Annotated in this window: 14 protein-coding genes; all 14 read left to right on the forward strand. The window is 65.3% G+C overall.

All coding sequences use genetic code 11. The annotated features are described in order from the left end of the window. Window positions 1-58: 58 nt before the first annotated feature. The 14 genes from cls (at window position 59) to F2P44_RS25055 (ending at window position 17617) form a co-directional block, all read left to right on the forward strand. The gene (cls, locus tag F2P44_RS24990) at window positions 59-1336 is read left to right on the forward strand and encodes a cardiolipin synthase (RefSeq protein WP_167090427.1); all 1278 of its coding nucleotides are present in this window, start codon (window positions 59-61) and stop codon (window positions 1334-1336) included. Between the two features lie 159 nt (window positions 1337-1495). Beyond that, entirely contained in the window at window positions 1496-3652 is a 2157-nt protein-coding gene (locus tag F2P44_RS24995; protein ID WP_167090429.1) for a S46 family peptidase, read from the forward strand. Between the two features lie 540 nt (window positions 3653-4192). Next, the gene (locus tag F2P44_RS25000) at window positions 4193-5410 is read left to right on the forward strand and encodes an MFS transporter (RefSeq protein ID WP_167090431.1); all 1218 of its coding nucleotides are present in this window, start codon (window positions 4193-4195) and stop codon (window positions 5408-5410) included. Window positions 5411-5430: 20 nt separating this feature from the next. Next, window positions 5431-6900 (forward strand): glycosyltransferase, encoded by a 1470-nt coding sequence (locus F2P44_RS25005; RefSeq protein WP_167090433.1) that lies wholly within the window; start codon window positions 5431-5433, stop codon window positions 6898-6900. Beyond that, entirely contained in the window at window positions 6884-7492 is a 609-nt protein-coding gene (locus F2P44_RS25010) for a GNAT family N-acetyltransferase (protein WP_167090435.1), read from the forward strand. The genes F2P44_RS25005 and F2P44_RS25010 overlap by 17 nt, the downstream gene beginning before the upstream one ends. Further along, window positions 7489-8460: a phytanoyl-CoA dioxygenase family protein gene (locus F2P44_RS25015; RefSeq protein ID WP_167090437.1), complete on the forward strand. Its 972-nt coding sequence runs from the start codon at window positions 7489-7491 to the stop codon at window positions 8458-8460. The genes F2P44_RS25010 and F2P44_RS25015 overlap by 4 nt, the downstream gene beginning before the upstream one ends. A gap of 29 nt (window positions 8461-8489) precedes the next feature. Then, window positions 8490-10031 carry a beta-N-acetylhexosaminidase gene (nagZ, locus tag F2P44_RS25020; protein WP_167090439.1) on the forward strand — a complete coding sequence of 514 codons (1542 nt, stop codon included), beginning with the start codon at window positions 8490-8492 and terminating at the stop codon, window positions 10029-10031. A 136-nt stretch (window positions 10032-10167) separates the two neighbouring features. Further along, window positions 10168-11913, forward strand: coding sequence for a GMC family oxidoreductase N-terminal domain-containing protein (locus F2P44_RS25025; RefSeq protein WP_167090441.1), 1746 nt, complete (start codon window positions 10168-10170; stop codon window positions 11911-11913). A 9-nt stretch (window positions 11914-11922) separates the two neighbouring features. Then, complete coding sequence (locus F2P44_RS25030; protein ID WP_167090443.1) at window positions 11923-12558, forward strand: hypothetical protein; 636 nt, start codon at window positions 11923-11925, stop codon at window positions 12556-12558. Between the two features lie 4 nt (window positions 12559-12562). After that, window positions 12563-13600 (forward strand): AraC family transcriptional regulator, encoded by a 1038-nt coding sequence (locus F2P44_RS25035; RefSeq protein WP_167090445.1) that lies wholly within the window; start codon window positions 12563-12565, stop codon window positions 13598-13600. Beyond that, window positions 13600-14592 carry a tocopherol cyclase family protein gene (locus F2P44_RS25040; RefSeq protein WP_187363420.1) on the forward strand — a complete coding sequence of 331 codons (993 nt, stop codon included), beginning with the start codon at window positions 13600-13602 and terminating at the stop codon, window positions 14590-14592. Before F2P44_RS25035 ends, F2P44_RS25040 begins: the two co-directional genes overlap by 1 nt. A 17-nt stretch (window positions 14593-14609) precedes the next feature. Further along, window positions 14610-15974: a peptidylprolyl isomerase gene (locus F2P44_RS25045; RefSeq protein ID WP_167090449.1), complete on the forward strand. Its 1365-nt coding sequence runs from the start codon at window positions 14610-14612 to the stop codon at window positions 15972-15974. Beyond that, window positions 15971-16504, forward strand: coding sequence for a hypothetical protein (locus tag F2P44_RS25050; protein ID WP_167090451.1), 534 nt, complete (start codon window positions 15971-15973; stop codon window positions 16502-16504). The genes F2P44_RS25045 and F2P44_RS25050 overlap by 4 nt, the downstream gene beginning before the upstream one ends. Window positions 16505-16594: 90 nt before the next feature. Next, a complete protein-coding gene (locus F2P44_RS25055; RefSeq protein ID WP_167090453.1) occupies window positions 16595-17617 on the forward strand; it encodes a phospholipase C/P1 nuclease family protein in 1023 nt (340 codons plus the stop codon). Window positions 17618-17863 lie beyond the last annotated feature (246 nt).

Raw genomic sequence — 17863 nt, forward strand, 5'->3', positions numbered from 1 at the left:
GCCGCTCTCCCCATGACCAACGCACACGTGCGTTGGTTTTTTTTTGCCTGGAATATCGATGACCAAGAAACCGCTCTACGTCGCACTGATCAGCTGCGCGCTTACCTTGCTGGGCGTGTTTTTGGTTTTCAACTTCATGCCAAGCGAGAAGAAAATCGAGCGCCAGCTGCACCGCCTGTACGACACGGACGACCCGCAATTCCGGCGCTCCATGGGCGTGCTGCTGGGTCCGCCAATTCTCGAAGGGAACCAGGTCCAGGTCTTGCTCAACGGCGACCAGATCTTCCCGTCCATGCTCAAGGCCATCCGCGAAGCCAGGCACACGATCACGCTCGAAACCTATATCTACTGGTCTGAATCGATCGGCCAGGAATTCACGCAAGCGCTGAGCGAACGCGCGCGGGCCGGGGTCAAGGTCCACGTCATGCTCGACTTTATCGGCAGCATGAAAATGGAGAACGCCGCGATCGAGCAGATGCAGCAGGCCGGGGTCCAGCTGCAGCGCTACCACAAGCCGGTCTGGTGGAAATTCACGCGCCTGAACAACCGCACCCACCGCAAGCTGCTGGTGGTGGACGGCAACATCGGCTTTACCGGCGGCGTCGGCATCGCCGACCAGTGGCGCGGCACCGGCCAGGACAAGCAGCACTGGCGCGACACCCACTTCCGCGTCGAAGGCCCGGTGGTCGGCCAGATGCAGGCCGTGTTCGCCGATAACTGGACCAAGGCCACCGGCGCCGTCCTCGACGGCCCGCATTACTTTCCTCCACTCAAGCCGCTGGGCGGCCACGCGGCCCAGATGTTCAGCAGCTCGCCCAGCGGCGGCAGTGAAAGCATGCTGCTGATGTACCTGATGGCCATCACGGCGGCGCGCGACACCATCCACCTGTCGAGTTCCTACTTCGTGCCGGACGAGTTGACCATCCACGCGCTGGTGGCGGCTGCCAAACGCGGGGTCAAGGTCAAGATCATCACCCCGGGCGAAGACATCGATTCGGACCTGGTGCGCATCGCCTCGCGCGAGCGCTGGGGCGACTTGCTCGCGGCGGGCATCGAGATTGCCGAATACCAGCCCACCATGTTCCACGTCAAGGCGCTGGTGGTCGACTCGCTGATGGTCTCGGTCGGCTCCACCAACTTCGACAACCGCTCCTTCAGCCTCAACGACGAAGCCAACCTGAACGTCATCGAGCGCGCCTTTGCCACCGAGCAGGTCGCCATCTTCGACCAGGACTGGCGCCACGCGCGCCAGATCACCCTGCAGGCATGGCAGCAGCGGCCGTGGACCGAGAAAGTGGCGGGCCAGCTGGCCTCGCTGGTCGGCGACCAGCTGTAAAGACGGAGCGAAGAAGGAGCGGGCAGGCGGCGCATGTCCCGGCACGCGCGGCCGGCAGTCAATCAAAATTTGATTGACTATTATTTTGGCGATACGGATACTCTAGGGCGCTCAGCGAGCCAAGACAGTTCCGATTGACCAAAACGAGACGAAATTCGAATGAAAAAGACCTTCCTAACGCTAGCCATCCTCAGTACCGTCGCACACGCCGACGAAGGCATGTGGATGCCGCAGCAGCTGCCACAAGTAGCCAAGCAACTCAAGGCCGCCGGGCTCAAGCTCGATCCGGCCAGCCTGACCAAGCTCACCGAATTCCCGATGAATGCGATCGTCAGCCTGGGCGGCTGCTCCGCATCGTTCGTCTCGCCGCTGGGCCTGGTAGCGACCAACCACCACTGCGTGTACAACAGCGTGGCCGTCAACTCGACGCCGGAGCGCGACCTGCTGGCCAACGGCTTCCTGGCCAAGACCCATGCGCAAGAACTGCCGGCCGCGCCGGGCAGCCGCATCTACGTCACCAAGGACGTCGCCAACGTCAGCGACAAGATCATCAGCCCTGACGTTGCCAAGCTGGCCGGCAAGGCCCGCGTCGACGCGATGGAAAAGAACATGAAGTCGATGGTAGCCGAGTGCGAAAAAGACGCCGGCCACCGCTGCACCGTGGCCAGCTACTACGGCGGGCTCGAGTTTTACCTGATCAAGCAGCTGGAAATCCGCGACGTGCGCCTGGTGCACGCGCCACCGTCGGGCGTGGGCAAGTTCGGTGGCGACACCGACAACTGGATGTGGCCGCGCCACACCGGCGACTACGGTTTTTATCGCGCCTACGTGAGCAAGGATGGCAAGGCTGCCGACTTCTCCAAGGACAATGTGCCGTACGTGCCGAAAACCCACCTCAAGATCGCCAAGGAAGGCGTGAAAGAAGGCGACTTCATCATGGCGCTGGGCTATCCCGGCCGCACCAACCGTCACCGCCTGCCGTCGGAAGTGGCGTTCACCTTCGACTGGAGCTACCCGGCATTCGTGAAAGCCTCGGCTGAGACGCTGGCCATCATCGAACGCGAAACCAAGACCAACGAAGATGCCAAGTTGAAATACGCGGGCCAGGTCGCCAACGTCAACAACTACTACAAGAACCGCAAAGGCATGCTGACCAGCTACGAAGGCAGCGACTTCCTGGCACGCAAGACCAAAGAACATGCGGACATGAAAGCCTGGGTCAACGCCAACCCGGCGCGCCAGAAAGAATACGCGGCCGACATCGAGCAGGTCGAAAAACTGATTGCCCAGCGCGATGCCGAAACCAAGCGCGACTTCTTCCTGAACGCGTCCGCACCGCGCCTGCTGACGGTGGCACGGCGCCTGTACCGCCTGTCGAACGAAAGCACCAAGCCGAACGTCGAGCGCAAGTCGGGCTACCAGGAACGCGACCTGCCGGCCCTGAAATCGGCCGTGGCCGCGATCGAGCGCACCTACGATGAAAAAGTCGACAAGGCGCTGGTCCTGAACAGCCTGAAGAAATACGCAGCCCAGCCAAAAGCCGAGCGCAACGCCAGCTTCGACGCTGCGGTCGGCATTGCCGACGGCATGAGCGAAGCGCAGCTCAAGACCGTGCTCGACACCATGTACGCCGGCTCCAAGCTCGGCACCGCGGCTGAGCGCGCGGCATGGATCGGCAAGACCCCGGCCGACTTCAAGGCCAGCGGCGACAGCTTCATCAAGGCTGCCGTGGCCATGTACGACGCCGGCATGAAAAGCGAAGCCGAGGAAGAAGAGCTGGCAGGCAAGATCCAGCAAGCCTACGCCAACTACATGAAGGCCAAGATCGCCTACATGACCGGCAAGGGCCAGGCGGTCTACCCTGACGCCAACAGCACCCTGCGCGTCACCTTCGGCAAGATTGCCGGACGCGATCATGGCGCCGACGGTACCGGTTCCTGGACGGCGTTCACGACGGTCAAGGGCGTGGTAGCGAAAGCGACGGGCGAAGGCGAGTTCAACGCCCCGGCGGCGCAACTGGCGGCGATCAAGGCCAAGGACTTCGGCAAGTATATCGATCCGAAGCTCAAGACCGTGCCGGTGAACTACCTGGCGACCTTGGACATCACTGGCGGCAACTCCGGTTCGGCTGCACTGAACAGCAAGGCCGAGTTCATCGGTTTGGCGTTCGACGGCACCCTGGACTCGATCATCTCCGACTGGGACTTCAACAAAGCCAACACGCGCGACATCCAGGTCGACGTGCGTTACATGCTGTGGAACATGAAGCATGTCGACAAAGCCGACAACCTGCTGAAAGAAATGAACGTGGAATAAGCCGACGCCGGGCGCCGCCCGAGAGCGGCGCCAGCCCAGCGCCCACCAAGAATGCCTGCCTCCTCCGGGACGCGGGCATTTTTTTCGTCCGTACGGCCCGTGGCCGGGCGGCAAGCTCGGTCCCAATGACAAATTTCTACAATTTATTAATACCAATCTACGACCAGTCGAGTTACTATACATTCCAATCTAAGACCACATTCCCAAGCCGGGGTCAGAGCTCTACATTGAAATAATTGCAAAACCAACTAGTTTCCCAACCGGGGTCTGACCTCGGTTAAGCAACTTTTGAGGATGGCTGGACGTTTCCTAACCGGGGTCTGACCCCGGTTAGGAAACTATTGCGAGGGATGTCGCCGAACATGACGGTTTTTAGCAACCAGGCAGTCGAGCCGCCGGTTTGACACCAGTTTGTTGCTAATCAGAGGTCAGACCCCGGTTGTGTGACATCAGTTTGTTGCTAATTAGAGCTCTGACCCCGGTTGTAGGAGTTCGGGATCTCAGCCATAGGACTTTTAGAAGATTTTTCAGGTGGAAAACATGTTCGAAAAACGCCCGCAGTTGCTCTACTTTTCCCTGTTTTTCATCCTCTACGAGCTGACCGTTTACTTGTCGAACGATATGATCATGCCGGCCATGCCGCAGGTCGTGCGCGAGTTCCAGGCGTCGAACCGCACGATCGGCCTGTCGCTGAGCCTGTTCATTCTCGGCGGCAGCATGCTGCAGATCTTCCTCGGCCCCATCGCCGACCGCATCGGCAAGCGCAAGGTCATGCTGGCCGGCGTCGCCCTGTATCTGGTGGCGACCTTGTTCGTGCCCTTTTCCGCCACCATCGCCCAGTTCCTGAGCGCCCGCTTCTTCCAGGGCATGGGGTCGTGCTTCATCTTCATCGGTTACGCCGCCATCCACGAATTGTTCGACGATGCCGATGCCGTCAAGCTGACCGCCATGCTGTCCAATACCACCGTGTTCGCCCCCCTGATCGGCCCCGTGGTCGGCAGCGCCGTCATCAGCATCGCTCCGTGGGAATCGATCTTCGGCATCGGCTTCGTACTCGGCAGCATCGCCTGGCTCGGCCTGTTCGCCTTCATGCCACGCGCCGACACCGTCAAACCCCGGGCCGACCTGGCCTCGATCCGCGCCAGCTACCTGACCATCGTGCGCAATAAGAAATTCATGTCCGGAATCCTGGTCGCGGCCATGGCCATCACGCCGCTGACGGCATGGATCGGCCTGTCGCCCGTGATCATCATGGAACACATGGGCAAGTCGTACGGCACCTATATCCTGTACCAGCTGGTGATTTTCTCGGGATTCATCCTCAGCACCATGGCGATTCAAAAACTGGGCCACGGCTTTTCGCTCACGCGCCTGATTCGCCAGGGCGCGGGACTGGCCGTCATCGGCATGCTGGGCGCGGGACTGGTGCATCAGCACGGGCATCTGTTCATCATCTGCATGTTCATTTTCTCGGCCGGCTTCGGCCTGTTCAACGGCGCCCTGATCCGCCTGTCGCTGACCGCCACCGGCGTATCGATGAACCTGACCTCGTCCGCAATGAGCCTGCTGTATTGCGTGTATATCGCCGCCGGAGTCCAGATCTATAACCTGGTGTGCGCCCAATTCAATTATTCGCTGGCGTCGTACGCGCTGTTCAACGTGCCATTGGGTCTGGCGCTTGGCGTGTGCCTGATGCGCTTCGCGAAAAACCACGATCAACAGGAACCAGCCCTGGCGCAATCGCCCCAGGCCGAGTAAGCAATCGGACAGGAGGCAGCATGCATGTCGATCTGGAATATGAAGTGCTGATCAAGGATCTGAAGGCCGAATTCCTTGCGTACAAACAGTGGGAAGCGTTCTGCCGGCAGGATGCCCATGGCGGCGCCGATGCCCAGGCCCGCCGTCAGGCATCGGCATCGGTCTACTACGGCCATCTGCGCGAATTGCGCCACTTCGTGCGCCGCCACGCCAGCGGCTTCGATGCGCGCAAGATGTCGTCGCTGCTCGCGGTCCCCACCCAGCCACTGGGCGCCGACGAAATGATCATGCACCGGATCTGGCTCGGCGGCCCGCTGCCGGCCATGGCGCGCGAATCAATCCGCCAGTGGGATTGCGCCCTCGACGATATCGGCCCGCTCGACGCCGGCCCTTACCGCCTGATGTTGTGGGTCTGGAATGGCGAGCAATTGCGCGGCGACCCGTACTTTCATCCGGCGCCAGCCGCGCAGCATGTCATCGGCACGTATCTGTGCGGGGCGCGCCTGTTGACGGTGCATTCGCTCCAGGCGCTGGCGCGCGAACATGGCACCGATAGCGCGCCGCTGCTGGCGCAATTGCACAGCAAGCGCTATTTCGTCAATCTGGCCGATTATTTCCGGCTGCTGATCCTGCACCGCTGCGGCGGCATCTATCTCGATGCGGACACCCTGCCCTACCGCGCCGCCACGCTGTTCCTGTGCAAGCCCGAAGTCCCCGATTACGTCAGCTTCACGGTGAACCGCGACAGTGGCCGCATCGACGCCAGTTTTGTCTGCTGGATGAATCTGTACAACGATGAAAATGGCGTACTGGTGGCCCGCAAAGCCAATCCGGCGATAGCGCAGCTGATCGCGCGGATCGATGCAAACCTGGCCGCCATGGGCCACGACGTGCCCGATAAAGCCCCTGGCGGCGGCGCCTGGACCGCAGCCCTGCACGACGCCACCTACGGCGCCTGGCACGCCACGATCGGACGCTCGCTGACGGCCTACCACGACCTCGCCGCGCGCCACGGCGTGCTGCATGACGACGCCACCGAACACATCGTCAGCGGCCTGCACGGCATGCGCCTGCGCATGGACGCGCTCACGCGCACCCCGGTGCCGCTCACGAGCGCCGAACAGCACAGCTACGAGCGCTGCATCGCCGCCCTGGAACAGCGCGACTGGACCCTGCCCGAGATCCGCGAACTGGCCAGCGTGGCCCAAGTCCTGAGCACCACGGAATTGCCGCGCATGGCCTACGCCGCACAGCTGCGCGCAGCGCCCGAGGGCTGCCATTACTATTCCTTCCTGTCGCAGGACCCCAAGCTGGACCGGGTCAACGATTTATTCGGCGTCTATCTGATGGCGATCAATGCCGACCGTATCCTGCGCGGGAACTTCTGGCGCAAGACGCACGGACCCGACGCGCCACGCGAGCGCAGGTACGCCAGCGTCCACGCGGCCACCGCAACACGCATCCACGGCGCCCATGCAAACGAACGCTGAAACGCAGGTCTTCGTGCCTGGCCCCTTGCTTCCCGATGCCTGCCGCGACCGCATGGCGGCGCTGCTGTTTGCCACCAGCTATCTCGAATACTGCTCGTTCGGCAATCGCCTGCGGCTGCCGCTAGTGGCTTTGCAGCGGCGCCAGAATATCGATCCGTTCATCGCCCATTCGCTTGGCCTGTTCGACGCCGCCGGCCAATTCAACGGTTTTTACACGGCCGCCACCATCGGCGAATTCGGAAAAATCAAAACGGTATCGTATTACCGCGACGAGATGCGCGCGATGGATGCCGCCTACGATGCCTTTATCGCCCTTCACGCGCGCGAAAACGACCTGTTCGTGGCCAGCCTGGCGCTCGAGGAGCGCTATCGCGGACGCGGCCTGTTCAACGTCATGCTGGCCCATATCGGCACACTGGCGCGCAGCAAAGGCAGCCCGCGCATCGTGTTGACGGTGTGGGAAAACAGCGCCGCCATGGGCATTTACCTGAACAAGGGCTTCCGCTCGCGCGCGGTGTTCGATTACGCCGCCGAGCTGTTTTTCGACCGCCTGCATTTCATGGAACTGGCGCTACCTGGAGAATCGCAATGAACGGCAATATCGAGGCAATCGGCAAGCACAGCGTCGACACGCGCAATCAGTCGACCGTGACACAGGCGGCGGCACGCCTGAACGACCGTTCCAATGGCGCGCCCCTGCGCGTGCTGTCGGAACAGGATTGGGACTTCTGGATAAAGAACGGCTATATCGTCATTCCCGAGGCGGTCGATGGTGCCGCGCTCGACCGGCTGGAGCAATTGATCTGGGAATTCGAGGAACTCGACCCGCATCATCCCGGCAGCTGGTACCCGCCCGAAAAATCGCGCCTGCGAAAAACAGAGCTGAGCTTCAATGCGGGGATGATAGAGTTATACAACCACCAGTATCTGTGGGATACGCGCCAGATGCAGCGGGTGTATGACGCCTTTGTCGATATCTGGGGCACGCACAAGCTGTGGGTATCGATCGACCGCATCAACCTGAACCTGCCGCCCGAGCCGGGATTCGAATTCAAGAGCTTCATGCACTGGGATTACGACCCCGAGAGCGCCCCGCAGAACGTGCAGGGCGTACTATCGATCAGCGACCAGACGGATATTGAAGTAGGCGGCTTTGTCTGCGTACCGTCGCTGTTCCAGGATTTCGAGACCTGGCGCCGTACCCAGCCGGCCGATTGGGACTGGTACCGGCCAGACGTATCAAGCCTGCCGCATGTGCCGGTGCTGTTGAAAAAGGGCGATCTGCTCATTTTCAACAGCCGCCTGTGCCACGGTATCCGCCAGAATGTCTCGGCGGATAAGGTCAGGATGGCGCAATATATCTCGATGATGCCGGCGCAGGAGCATGACGAGGCATTGAAACAATGGCGCATCCGCTCCTGGCGCGAGCGGGAAGCGCCGGCCGGATACAGCCTGCACGGCGACCCGCGCCGATGGGAACAGACCAAATACGCGCGCGCGCAATTGAGTGCGCTGGGCGAACAACTGCTGGGCCTGCGCCCATGGCAGGACACGGAATAACGTTTTTACGGATAGCGAGGAAATTCAAGATGCAATCGGATATGCAGCACAACATCGGACAGTTATTCATGGTGGGCTTCGACGCCCTGGAACCGAACGACCATATTATCGGCCTGATCCGCGAGCGCCGCATCGGCGGCGTGATCCTGTTCCGGCGCAACGTCCACACGCCGGCGCAAGTGTCCGCGCTGTGCCAGAAGCTGCAGGAAATCAACGCCGAGGTCAGCGACGAGCCCCTGCTGATCGCGCTCGACCAGGAGGGCGGCATGGTGATGCGCATCGAACAGGGCGTCACGCCGATTCCTGCGGCCATGGCTTTCCAGGCGGCAGGTTCGGTGGACGAGTGCCGCCAGATCAATTTCATCAATGGCGACGAAATGCGCCAGATCGGCATCAACATGATGCTGGCCCCGGTACTCGACGTGAACAATAACCGCCTGAACCCGATCATCGGCGTGCGTGCCTATGGCGAAGATGCCGACACCGTGGTGCGCTACGGCATGGCGGCCCTGCGCGGCCAGCAGGAAGCCGGCGTGATCGTCACCGCCAAGCATTTTCCCGGCCATGGCGATACCGCCGTGGACTCGCATTATTCGATGGCGCTGGTGCCGCACGACCTGGAGCGCCTGCGCGCGGTCGAGCTGGTGCCGTTCCGGGCGGCCATTGAAGGCGGCGTGGACGCGATCATGACCGCGCACGTGGCCTTTCCCGCCATCGAAGCGGACCCGTCGGTGCCGGCCACGCTGTCCAGGGCCGTGCTGACCGGGCTGCTGCGCGAGGAGATGGGCTATGACGGCGTGATCATTTCCGACTGCCTGGAAATGGGCGCGATTGCCGATGGCGTGGGCGTGGCGGCGGGCGCGGTGGCGACCTTGCAGGCGGGCGTCGACATCGTGCTGATCTCGCACCGCGAAGACCAGCAGCGCGCGGCGCTGGCGGCGGTGACTGCGGCCGTGGCGCAGGGCGCAATCGAGGCGCAGCGCATCGACGACGCGCTGGCACGCGTGCGGCGCCTGAAACAGGCGCGCGCGGTGGGCGGCTGGCGCGAGCGCGCGGCCACCCCAAGCGGCCTGATGACAGCCGAATCGATTGCGCTGGCAAAAAAAGTGCAAAAAGCGGCGCTGCGCGTGCAGGGCGGGTTCCGCCCGCTCGACCGCACCCTGCCGGTGAGCCTGATCACGGTCGAGGTGCGTTCGCGCAGCGAAGTCGACGAAGTGGCCAATGGGCGCAACAACGAAGCGCGCAGTTCGATGCTGCCTGCGCTGAAGCAAGCCGGATTCGACGTGCGCGAGTATGCGATGTCGGCCGATGCGCTCGATGCCGAAGTGGCCGCAGCGATTGCCTTTGCCGCCGGCGCGCCGCAGATCGTGGTGCAGACCTACAACGCGATGCTGGTCGAGGGCCAGCGCCGCCTGCTGGCAGCCATGCCGTCCGACAAGCTGTGGGTGGTCGCGGGCCGCCTGCCGTACGACCTCGACCTGGCGCCGCAAGCGCAAGGGCGCCTGGCCGCGTTCGGCTGCCGTCCGGCCGCGCTCGAACCGGTGGTCGAACGCCTCGCCGGCGCCGCCTAAGCCGGTTCGACGGGCGATAACGGATCGCTTACCGATGGCGGTTTTGGCGTAACTCCACCATTGCCTGTCGCATTCGGACAAGACGCTGTACATATGCTCCTTTACATTGGCTGCTCCATCCCACGGAGGAGCCACCATGTCGGACAGCATCAAGCGGCGTCATTTTATGGCAGCACTGGGCAGCCTGGTCGCAGGCGCCAGCCTCGCGCCACCCCCAGCCCGGGCCGCCACGGCCCCTCCCCGCATCCCGCTCAGCCGCGCGCCCGGCCAGCTGGCGAGCGTCTACGATGTGCTGGTGATCGGCTCCGGCTACGGTGGCGCGGTGATGGCGGCGCGCCTGGCGCCGGGCCGCTCGCTGGCCGTGCTCGAACGCGGCAAGGAATGGTCGCCGGACGCCTTTGCCAGCGGCCTCGTTGATACCCTGGCGCAATTTCGCACCGCTTCCTCACCGCTCGGCCTGTTCGATTACCGGGCCGGCGGCAGCATCGATGTTCTCAGCGGCAATGGTGTCGGCGGCACCTCGCTGATCAATTCGAGCGTGGTGCTGGCCCCCGACCGCGACATCTTCGGACGCTGGCCGCAGGCCATCCGGGACGCCTACGCCAGCGGCGCCATGGATGGCTACGAAGCGCGGGTGCGCACCATGCTGGGGGCCGACACCGTCACCGAGGCGGACGCCCTGCGCAAGAGCTGGTTCCACCTGTCCACCACGGCCGCGCGCAAGCGCCAGGGCGCGCTGGTGCAGCCGCGCGCGCTGCCGATTGCGGTCAACCTGCGCCGCTACCAGGGCCAGCCGAATGCCCAGGGCGTGTTTCAAGCGGCCTGCACCCATTGCGGCGATTGCGTCACCGGTTGCCGCGTCGGCGCCAAGAACAGCCTCGACGTCAATTACCTGCCGCTGGCGCGCAGCGGCGGCGCCCAGATTGTCGCGCGCATCGAGATCGACTGGATCGAACGCCTGGCCGACAACCGCTGGCGCGTGCATTACCTGGCGCGGCCGGACAGCGGCCCCGCCGTGGCCGGCTCGGTGGTGGCCGCCAGCGTGATCCTGGCCGCCGGTTCTCTCGGCAGCACCCAGATCCTGCTGCGCTCGCAGGCGCGCGGCCTGGCCCTGTCGCCCGCGCTCGGCACCCGCTTTTCAACCAATGGCGACCTGCTGGGGCTGGCCTACAACACGCGCGTGCAAACCAATGTGATGGGCTTCGGCGCCGTGCCCGCGCCGTTCGGCCTCAAGCGCGTGGGACCGACCATCACCGCCATGGCCGACTACCGCGCTGCCGGCACCCCGGTGGCGCAGCGCTACCTGATCCAGGATGCGGCCATCCCCAGCGCCCTGGTCGACGCCCTGCGCCTGGCCATGCCGCTGGCCGCGCCCGGCGGCAGCGATTTTCCGGCGCTGCAGCGGATCGCGCGCGATGGTGCCAAACGCGGCACCGACGGCGCCCTCAACCACAGCATGGTGTACCTCGGCATCGGTCACGACAGCGCCTCGGGCAAGGTCGAACTCGATGCGCACGGCAACGCGCGCGTGCTGTGGCCCGGCATCATGAAAGAGCCCTTCGGCCAGCGCATGCGGGCCGAAATGGCGCTGCACGCGCAAGCCTTCGGCGGGCGCTACGCCGACAGTCCGCGCAGCAGCCCGCTGTTCGGCGGCGCCATGACCACCGTGCACCCCTTGGGCGGCTGCCCGATGGCCGACCGGGTCGAGGATGGCGTGGTCGACGCCGACGGCCGCGTATTCAATCCGCATGGGGCGCCGCAGGCGGTGTACCCGGGCCTGCGCGTGATGGACGGCGCCATCGCGCCGGCCTCGCTCGGTGCCAATCCCCTGCTCACCATCGCCGCGCTGGCCGAGCGCGCCGCCGACCGCTATCGTCTCTGAGGACCGACCATGACCACGTTCCTGCACAAACTGTTGCTGCTGACCGGTCTCGCGCTGCTGCCCGTCCTGGGCTGGGCGCGGGGCATCGCATTTTCCGAGGAAATGCACGGCTACGCCTATCACCAGGGCGAGTACCGCTACGTGAGCGTGTATTTCAAGGTCGTCATCGACGATATCGATGCCTGGCGCGCCAATCCCCAGCATCTCGCCAAGCTCAGCGGCGAACTGGTGCTCGACCGCGTGCCGGCCGGCAGCGTCAGCGGCAGCTTGCAGATCCTGGCGCCGGCGCCGGGCGCGGACGGACGGGTGCTGACCTACCGCTTCCAGGGCGCGGCGCTGCAGTTCGTCGGCATCAAGCACGTGTACAACAATGCCGGGCCCGACATGCTGGACGACATGACCACCGTGCGCGGCGTGTTCCAGGCGCAGGGCCAGGCCCAGCCGAGCGTGCCGGACTTGCTCAAGGGCGATGCCTGGACTTCGGAACTGCACTTCGAGTGGTGGCAGCCGGCCACCTTGTGGAACTTCTCATGGTCGTTCAGCACCATCGCCACGCCGTGGTACGAGGAACTGGCGGTGAAGATCCTGTTCCTCAAGACGATATTCGGCAACTTGGCCAAGGTGCTGTTTCCATGGGCGGTCTGAAGCGATGCTGACGCGCGCCGCGCCCAGCGTATCGACCTTGTACGCCGATGCGCTGGGCGCGTTCCTGGCCGAGCAGGGCTTGCCGCGCGACGCAGGCGCGGCACCGCCTGGGCCGCGCCTGTGCGGCAGCGCGTTTGCGGGACTGATGACGGGCGGCGCGCGCGAGCTGGGCGACCCGGCGCTGGGCCTGCGCTTCGGTACCCGGGTGGGCGCGGCCGGCTTTGGCATGCTGGGCATCGCCGCAGCCAGCGCGCCCACCCTGCGCGACGCCATCGGCCACCTGACCGAACTCGAATCGATCACCAGCACGCTGGGGCGCGCGCGCGTACTGCGCCGGGGCCAGCGCGTGCACCTGGTGTGGCAGCCGGCGCAGACGGTGGCGCCGGCCGTGATCGAGGGCATCCTGGCCGGCTGGGTCTCGTTCGGCCGCTATCTGCTGGGCGGCCAGGCCGAGGTGGCGCATGTGTCGCTGCGCCACAGCCGCATCGCGCAGCTAGCAGAGTACGAGGACGCCTTCGCCTGCCCGCTGCGTTTCGGCACCTGCTGCTACGGCGTGACGATTGCCACGGAGCTGCTCGACGCCACCCCACGCTTTGCCGACGCCAGGCTCAATGCGGCGCTCGGCACCTGGCTGGGGCATTGTGCCCGCACCAGCGCGCGTGACGGGGCGGTCGTGACGCGCGCGGTGGGGGCGCTGTTCGCGTCCAGCGTGCCGCTGGCGGAGGCCGACGAAGCGCGCACTGCCGCCGCCCTCGGCCTGGCGCCGCGCGCATTGCAACGGGCGCTGCGGCGCGAGGGAGCCAGCTTTCGCCAACTGCTGGGCGCGGCGCGCGCGCAGCAGGCGCTGATCGGCGTGCTGCGCGGCGACGCGCCGCTGGCGCAGCTGGGCGCGGCGGTCGGCTTCGAGGAGCAATCGTCGCTGTGCCGCGCCTTTCGCGGCTGGACCGGCTATCCGCCGCTGGTGTTCCGGCAACGCATGGCGCAGGTATTTCGCCCGCTGCGGCTGGCGCAAGAGCCATCCGGCGCGGGGCCGCACGCGTGATGACACTGGCCCACGCCAACCGCTGCCGCTTCGTGCCGGGCAGCCGCGCCGGCCACTACGAAAGCTATTTCCTCCGGGCCAACGAGGCCGGCCGCGCGCGCGCGTTCTGGATCCGCTACACCTTTTTCAGCCCGGCGGGGCAGCCGCAAGAGGCCGTGGGCGAAGTCTGGGCTGTGTTCTTCGATGGCGAACGGCGCCGCATCGTGGCGGTGAAGAACCAGTTTGCGCTGGACGATTGCACGATCGGCAGCGGTGCGCCGGACTTGCTGATCGGCCAGTCGCAGCTCAGCGCCAGCTGCCTGATGGGCAGCGCCGCCACGCCCGCGCACCGGATCGCATGGGCGCTCGGCTACGACACCCCACAAGCACCGCTGCTGCTGATGCCGGCCGCGATGTACGCGGGCCGCTTTCCGCAATCGAAGGTGCTGGTCGGTGCACCGGGCGCGCTGTTTGCGGGTGAGCTGGAGGTCGATGGCGAAACAATCGCCGTGCAGCAATGGCGCGGCAGCCAGAACCACAACTGGGGCAGCCGCCATACCGATACCTATGCCTGGGGCCAGGTGGCCGGCTTCGACGATGCGCCCGAGGTGTTCCTCGAATGCTCGACGGCTCGCCTGAAATTCGGCCCGGTCTGGTCTCCGCAGATGAGCCTGGTGGTACTGCGCATCGGCGCGCTGGAATTCTCGCTCAACAGCATCACGCAAGCCTTGCGCACGCGCGCGCGGATCGACGGTTTCAGCTGGGACATCGACGCCCTCGCCGCCGGCGTGCGCGTGCAGATCCGCATCGACGCGCCGCGCGCAGCCTTTGCCGGCTTGCATTATCCGAATCCTCCGGGCGGCGTCAAAACCTGCCTGAACTCCAAACTGGCGTCGTGCACGCTGACCGTGACCCTGCGCGGGCAACCGCCGCGCACGTTCGTCTCGCGTCACGGCGCCGCCTTTGAAATCCTCACCGACCGCACCAACCACGGCGTGGCCATTCTCGCTTGAAAACAATGACAACCGACATGACACTGATCACTCCCACCCCACGCCTTCTGGCCGCGCTGCTCGTGCTGGCAAGCACCCTTGGTCCTGCGCATGCCACGCCGGACGATGCCACCGTTGCCGCGCATATCAACGGCGCGCCCGTGCACGCGCTCACCTTGCGCGCGCTACAACACCAGGCGCGCGACCAGCCCGGCCACCCGTCCGCCGATGCCGTGCTGGCCGACATCGTGGCCGACCGCCTGCAAGCGGACTGGTCGCGCGCGCGTTTCAGCGCTGCCCAGTTGTATCCCGCCAGCACGGTCGGCTTCGCCCCCGAGGTGGGGGTGGACGACCGCCTGGTCGGCCTGCTGCGCAGCATGTACGCCAAGGAACTGGAAGCGGCCCTGCGCGCCCTGCCCGGCGCCACCCTGGCCGGCGTGATCGAAACCACTTTCCCGCTGGCGCCGGTGCAGCTCGAGCGCCTGTTCGGCGCACCGCGCGCGCTGCGCCTGGGCTACGACTTCAATCCGGAGCAGGCCGCGCTGGCCACGCAAACGCCGCTGCTGCGCTTTCGCCTGGGCAGCGCGGCGCCGGTCACGCTGACGCTGCGCGATGTGTACCAGCGCCAGAATGTGCAGGGCCGCATGGACTTCTTCAACCGCAAGCTCGACTTCATCTATCAACAGGCGCGCCTGCGCGTGGCCAGCCTGTTCGTGCTGGACTGGGCGGAGCGCAAGTTCGGCGCGCAGGCGCTGACCGACTTGCGCCAGGCGCTGGACGAGCAGGAAGCGGTGCGCGGCGCCATGCGCCAGTACGGACTGGCCGACGGCGCTGAAGCGCACAGCCCGCTGCAAACGGCGCTGGCGCGCCAGGTGACGCAGGCCGAGATCGGCGCCTACTACACCGCGCACAAGGACCAGTTCCGGCGCACCGAGAAGGTCCGGGCGCGCCACATCCGCGTCGACAGCGAAACGCTGGCGCAGCGGCTTGCGGCCGAGGCGGCGGCCGGCAAGGACTTCGGCCTGCTGGCGCGGCGCCATTCGACCGCACCGAACGCGGCCCGTGGCGGCGACCTGGGCTGGGTGATGCAAACCGAGGCGCCGGACTGGCTGTCGGCGCTGGCGCTGCTGCAACCGGAAGGCAAGGTGTCGAGCCCGTTCCGCGCGCCGGTGGGACCGGGCGCGCAGGCGACCTGGGACATTGTGCTGGTCGAAAAGCGGGTCGAGGGCTATCACCCGCCCGACTCGGAAACGGTGCGCTACATGGCGCGCAAGGCCATCGCCCACGAGCGTGCGCGGGCGGAATTCGCCGCCGCGCGCAGCAAGCTGGTGCGCGCGGCCACGGTCGCGGTCAACCGCAAGCTGCTCGATGAACAGGCACGCGGCACCGGGGGCGCGCCATGAGGCCGGTGCTGCTGGCGCTGGCCGGCGCGGCACTGGTCGGCGGAGCGCTCTGGCTGGTGTGGCCGCAGGATGACTTGCCGCCCGATGCAGGCGCGGCCCAGGCCAGCGCCGGCACGCCAGCGCCGCCTGCCGCAAGGCCGTGGCTGGATGCCTGGCCTGCGCCCACCCAGGCCGCGCCGGCGGGCGAGGCAGCGCTGCCGGCGGCGCAAAGCCTGGCACAGACCCGCCTGCACGGCGACCCGCAAGCGCCGCCGATTGCGCTCGACGTGCCGGCGCGGGCTCGCCCCACGGCCGAAGAACTGGCGGACCCGAAGGCTTACCAGGCATTTGAAGCGCGCCAGAACGCGCAGGTCATGGCCGCTTACGTCAAGGCGGTGGACGAGGAACTGCCGCGCCTGCGCGACGACATCGCGCGCGGGCGTTCCATGGGCATCGCCGCCGACAAGATCGCCAAGGCGGAAGACAAGGCGCGCGGGCTGGAGAACATGCGCGCGCAGCTGTTGAAAGATCATCCCGCTATCGGGAAATGAGGCCGCACACGCGGTCGTGACAATGCAGCAAGCCAGTCGGGCATCGCCTTCGGGCTGTCCGTATACATAATGAAAATAAAAGGAGAACTGATGAAAGCAGTATTCAAGCTCGCCCCCGTCGCATTCGCCCTGCTCGCATGCCTGCCCGCCAAGGCATGGAATACCGAAACCCACCGCCGCATCGTGCTCGACGCCGTGGAATTCATGAAAGCGCATCCGGACCAGACCCGCTACGCGACGCTGGTGGCGGGCGTGACGCGGGCGGGCTACACGATCGAGCAGTTCGCCGCCGCCATCGGCCAGGGCGCGCACGACGTCGACTATTTCGAGGATACCTACATCTGCGGCGCGACCACCGGCAACTGCCAGGGTTCGCCGCTGTGGGGCTTGGGTTCCGGGCTGGCGCGCTACACCTCGTTCTGGCACTTCCAGAACCACACGGCCGGCGCCGACGTGCACGGCAACGACTTCGGCGGCTACCACTACGCCAAGCTGGGCAATCCGGGCGACATCGACAAACTGGCGGCGGTGTGGCTGGTCAATGATTACCTGGACGATGGCGCCGGCGGACTGGGCGGCTGGTTCGGCGACGCCAGCAAGTACAACACCTTCGGCATCACGGAAGCGCGCTACCGCCAGGGCGGGTATTCGACCGCGAGCATGTACCAGGATTACCAGCAATTCCCGTTCCAGCCGCTCGACAACCTGGCGCAGCATTTCTGGACCCGTTTCCTGCAAGCGCCGTCGGCGCAATCGCTCGGATTCACCCTGCACTCGACCGATTTGCTGCAGCCGCACCACACTTTCAACGTGCTCGGCCACAACCATTCCGGCTGGGAAGGCTGGATCGGCGACTATTACGATACCGAAAAGCTGAACGACCCGGCGCTGGTGCTGGCGGCGCTGAACGATTTCACGCCGCTGGCCAATACCGCGACCGACATCCGGCCGCTGCTGACGCAAGGCGGCACGTATTCGTATAAATATGGAGGCGCGGTGATGTCGTCGACCGATCACGCGGTGCGGCGTGGCGTGGCCAAGAAAATGGTGCCGCACGCGATTGCCATGGTGGTGCGCGTGCTGGACCGGGCGGCGGTGCGTCTGGCGCTCTAACAGCCACGGGCGGTCAGTAAGTCGAGGACTGTGGACGCGGCCGGTTTAGCCAGGCATCAACCCGTGTTTGTATGTCAGACCTCCCCGCCGCCCTAAGCTGCCCCTAAGCTGCCTTTTATGGGCTCTATGACGTTTTCGGTGAAACTTGACGACCGCCACGGTATCGCCTAATTGAAACCGACCGCTTCGCGGCGGCCTGCAAGGGATTGACGGGTAAATGAGCGAGTTTGGACATGCGCAGATAGG

Origin of the sequence: Massilia frigida, assembly GCF_011682175.1 — a bacterium.
Lineage (GTDB): Bacteria > Pseudomonadota > Gammaproteobacteria > Burkholderiales > Burkholderiaceae_D > Telluria_A > Telluria_A frigida.

What these genes read in the sequence shown, in the direction of transcription:
- F2P44_RS25055 (WP_167090453.1), top strand. Translation starts at nt 16,595, where the DNA reads ATGAAAGCAGTATTCAAGCTCGCCCCCGTCGCATTCGCCCTGCTCGCA.
- F2P44_RS25010 (WP_167090435.1), top strand. Translation starts at nt 6,884, where the DNA reads ATGCAAACGAACGCTGAAACGCAGGTCTTCGTGCCTGGCCCCTTGCTT.
- cls (WP_167090427.1), top strand. Translation starts at nt 59, where the DNA reads ATGACCAAGAAACCGCTCTACGTCGCACTGATCAGCTGCGCGCTTACC.
- F2P44_RS25040 (WP_187363420.1), top strand. Translation starts at nt 13,600, where the DNA reads ATGACACTGGCCCACGCCAACCGCTGCCGCTTCGTGCCGGGCAGCCGC.
- F2P44_RS25000 (WP_167090431.1), top strand. Translation starts at nt 4,193, where the DNA reads ATGTTCGAAAAACGCCCGCAGTTGCTCTACTTTTCCCTGTTTTTCATC.
- nagZ (WP_167090439.1), top strand. Translation starts at nt 8,490, where the DNA reads ATGCAATCGGATATGCAGCACAACATCGGACAGTTATTCATGGTGGGC.
- F2P44_RS25045 (WP_167090449.1), top strand. Translation starts at nt 14,610, where the DNA reads ATGACACTGATCACTCCCACCCCACGCCTTCTGGCCGCGCTGCTCGTG.
- F2P44_RS25035 (WP_167090445.1), top strand. Translation starts at nt 12,563, where the DNA reads ATGCTGACGCGCGCCGCGCCCAGCGTATCGACCTTGTACGCCGATGCG.
- F2P44_RS24995 (WP_167090429.1), top strand. Translation starts at nt 1,496, where the DNA reads ATGAAAAAGACCTTCCTAACGCTAGCCATCCTCAGTACCGTCGCACAC.
- F2P44_RS25030 (WP_167090443.1), top strand. Translation starts at nt 11,923, where the DNA reads ATGACCACGTTCCTGCACAAACTGTTGCTGCTGACCGGTCTCGCGCTG.
- F2P44_RS25005 (WP_167090433.1), top strand. Translation starts at nt 5,431, where the DNA reads ATGCATGTCGATCTGGAATATGAAGTGCTGATCAAGGATCTGAAGGCC.
- F2P44_RS25025 (WP_167090441.1), top strand. Translation starts at nt 10,168, where the DNA reads ATGTCGGACAGCATCAAGCGGCGTCATTTTATGGCAGCACTGGGCAGC.
- F2P44_RS25050 (WP_167090451.1), top strand. Translation starts at nt 15,971, where the DNA reads ATGAGGCCGGTGCTGCTGGCGCTGGCCGGCGCGGCACTGGTCGGCGGA.
- F2P44_RS25015 (WP_167090437.1), top strand. Translation starts at nt 7,489, where the DNA reads ATGAACGGCAATATCGAGGCAATCGGCAAGCACAGCGTCGACACGCGC.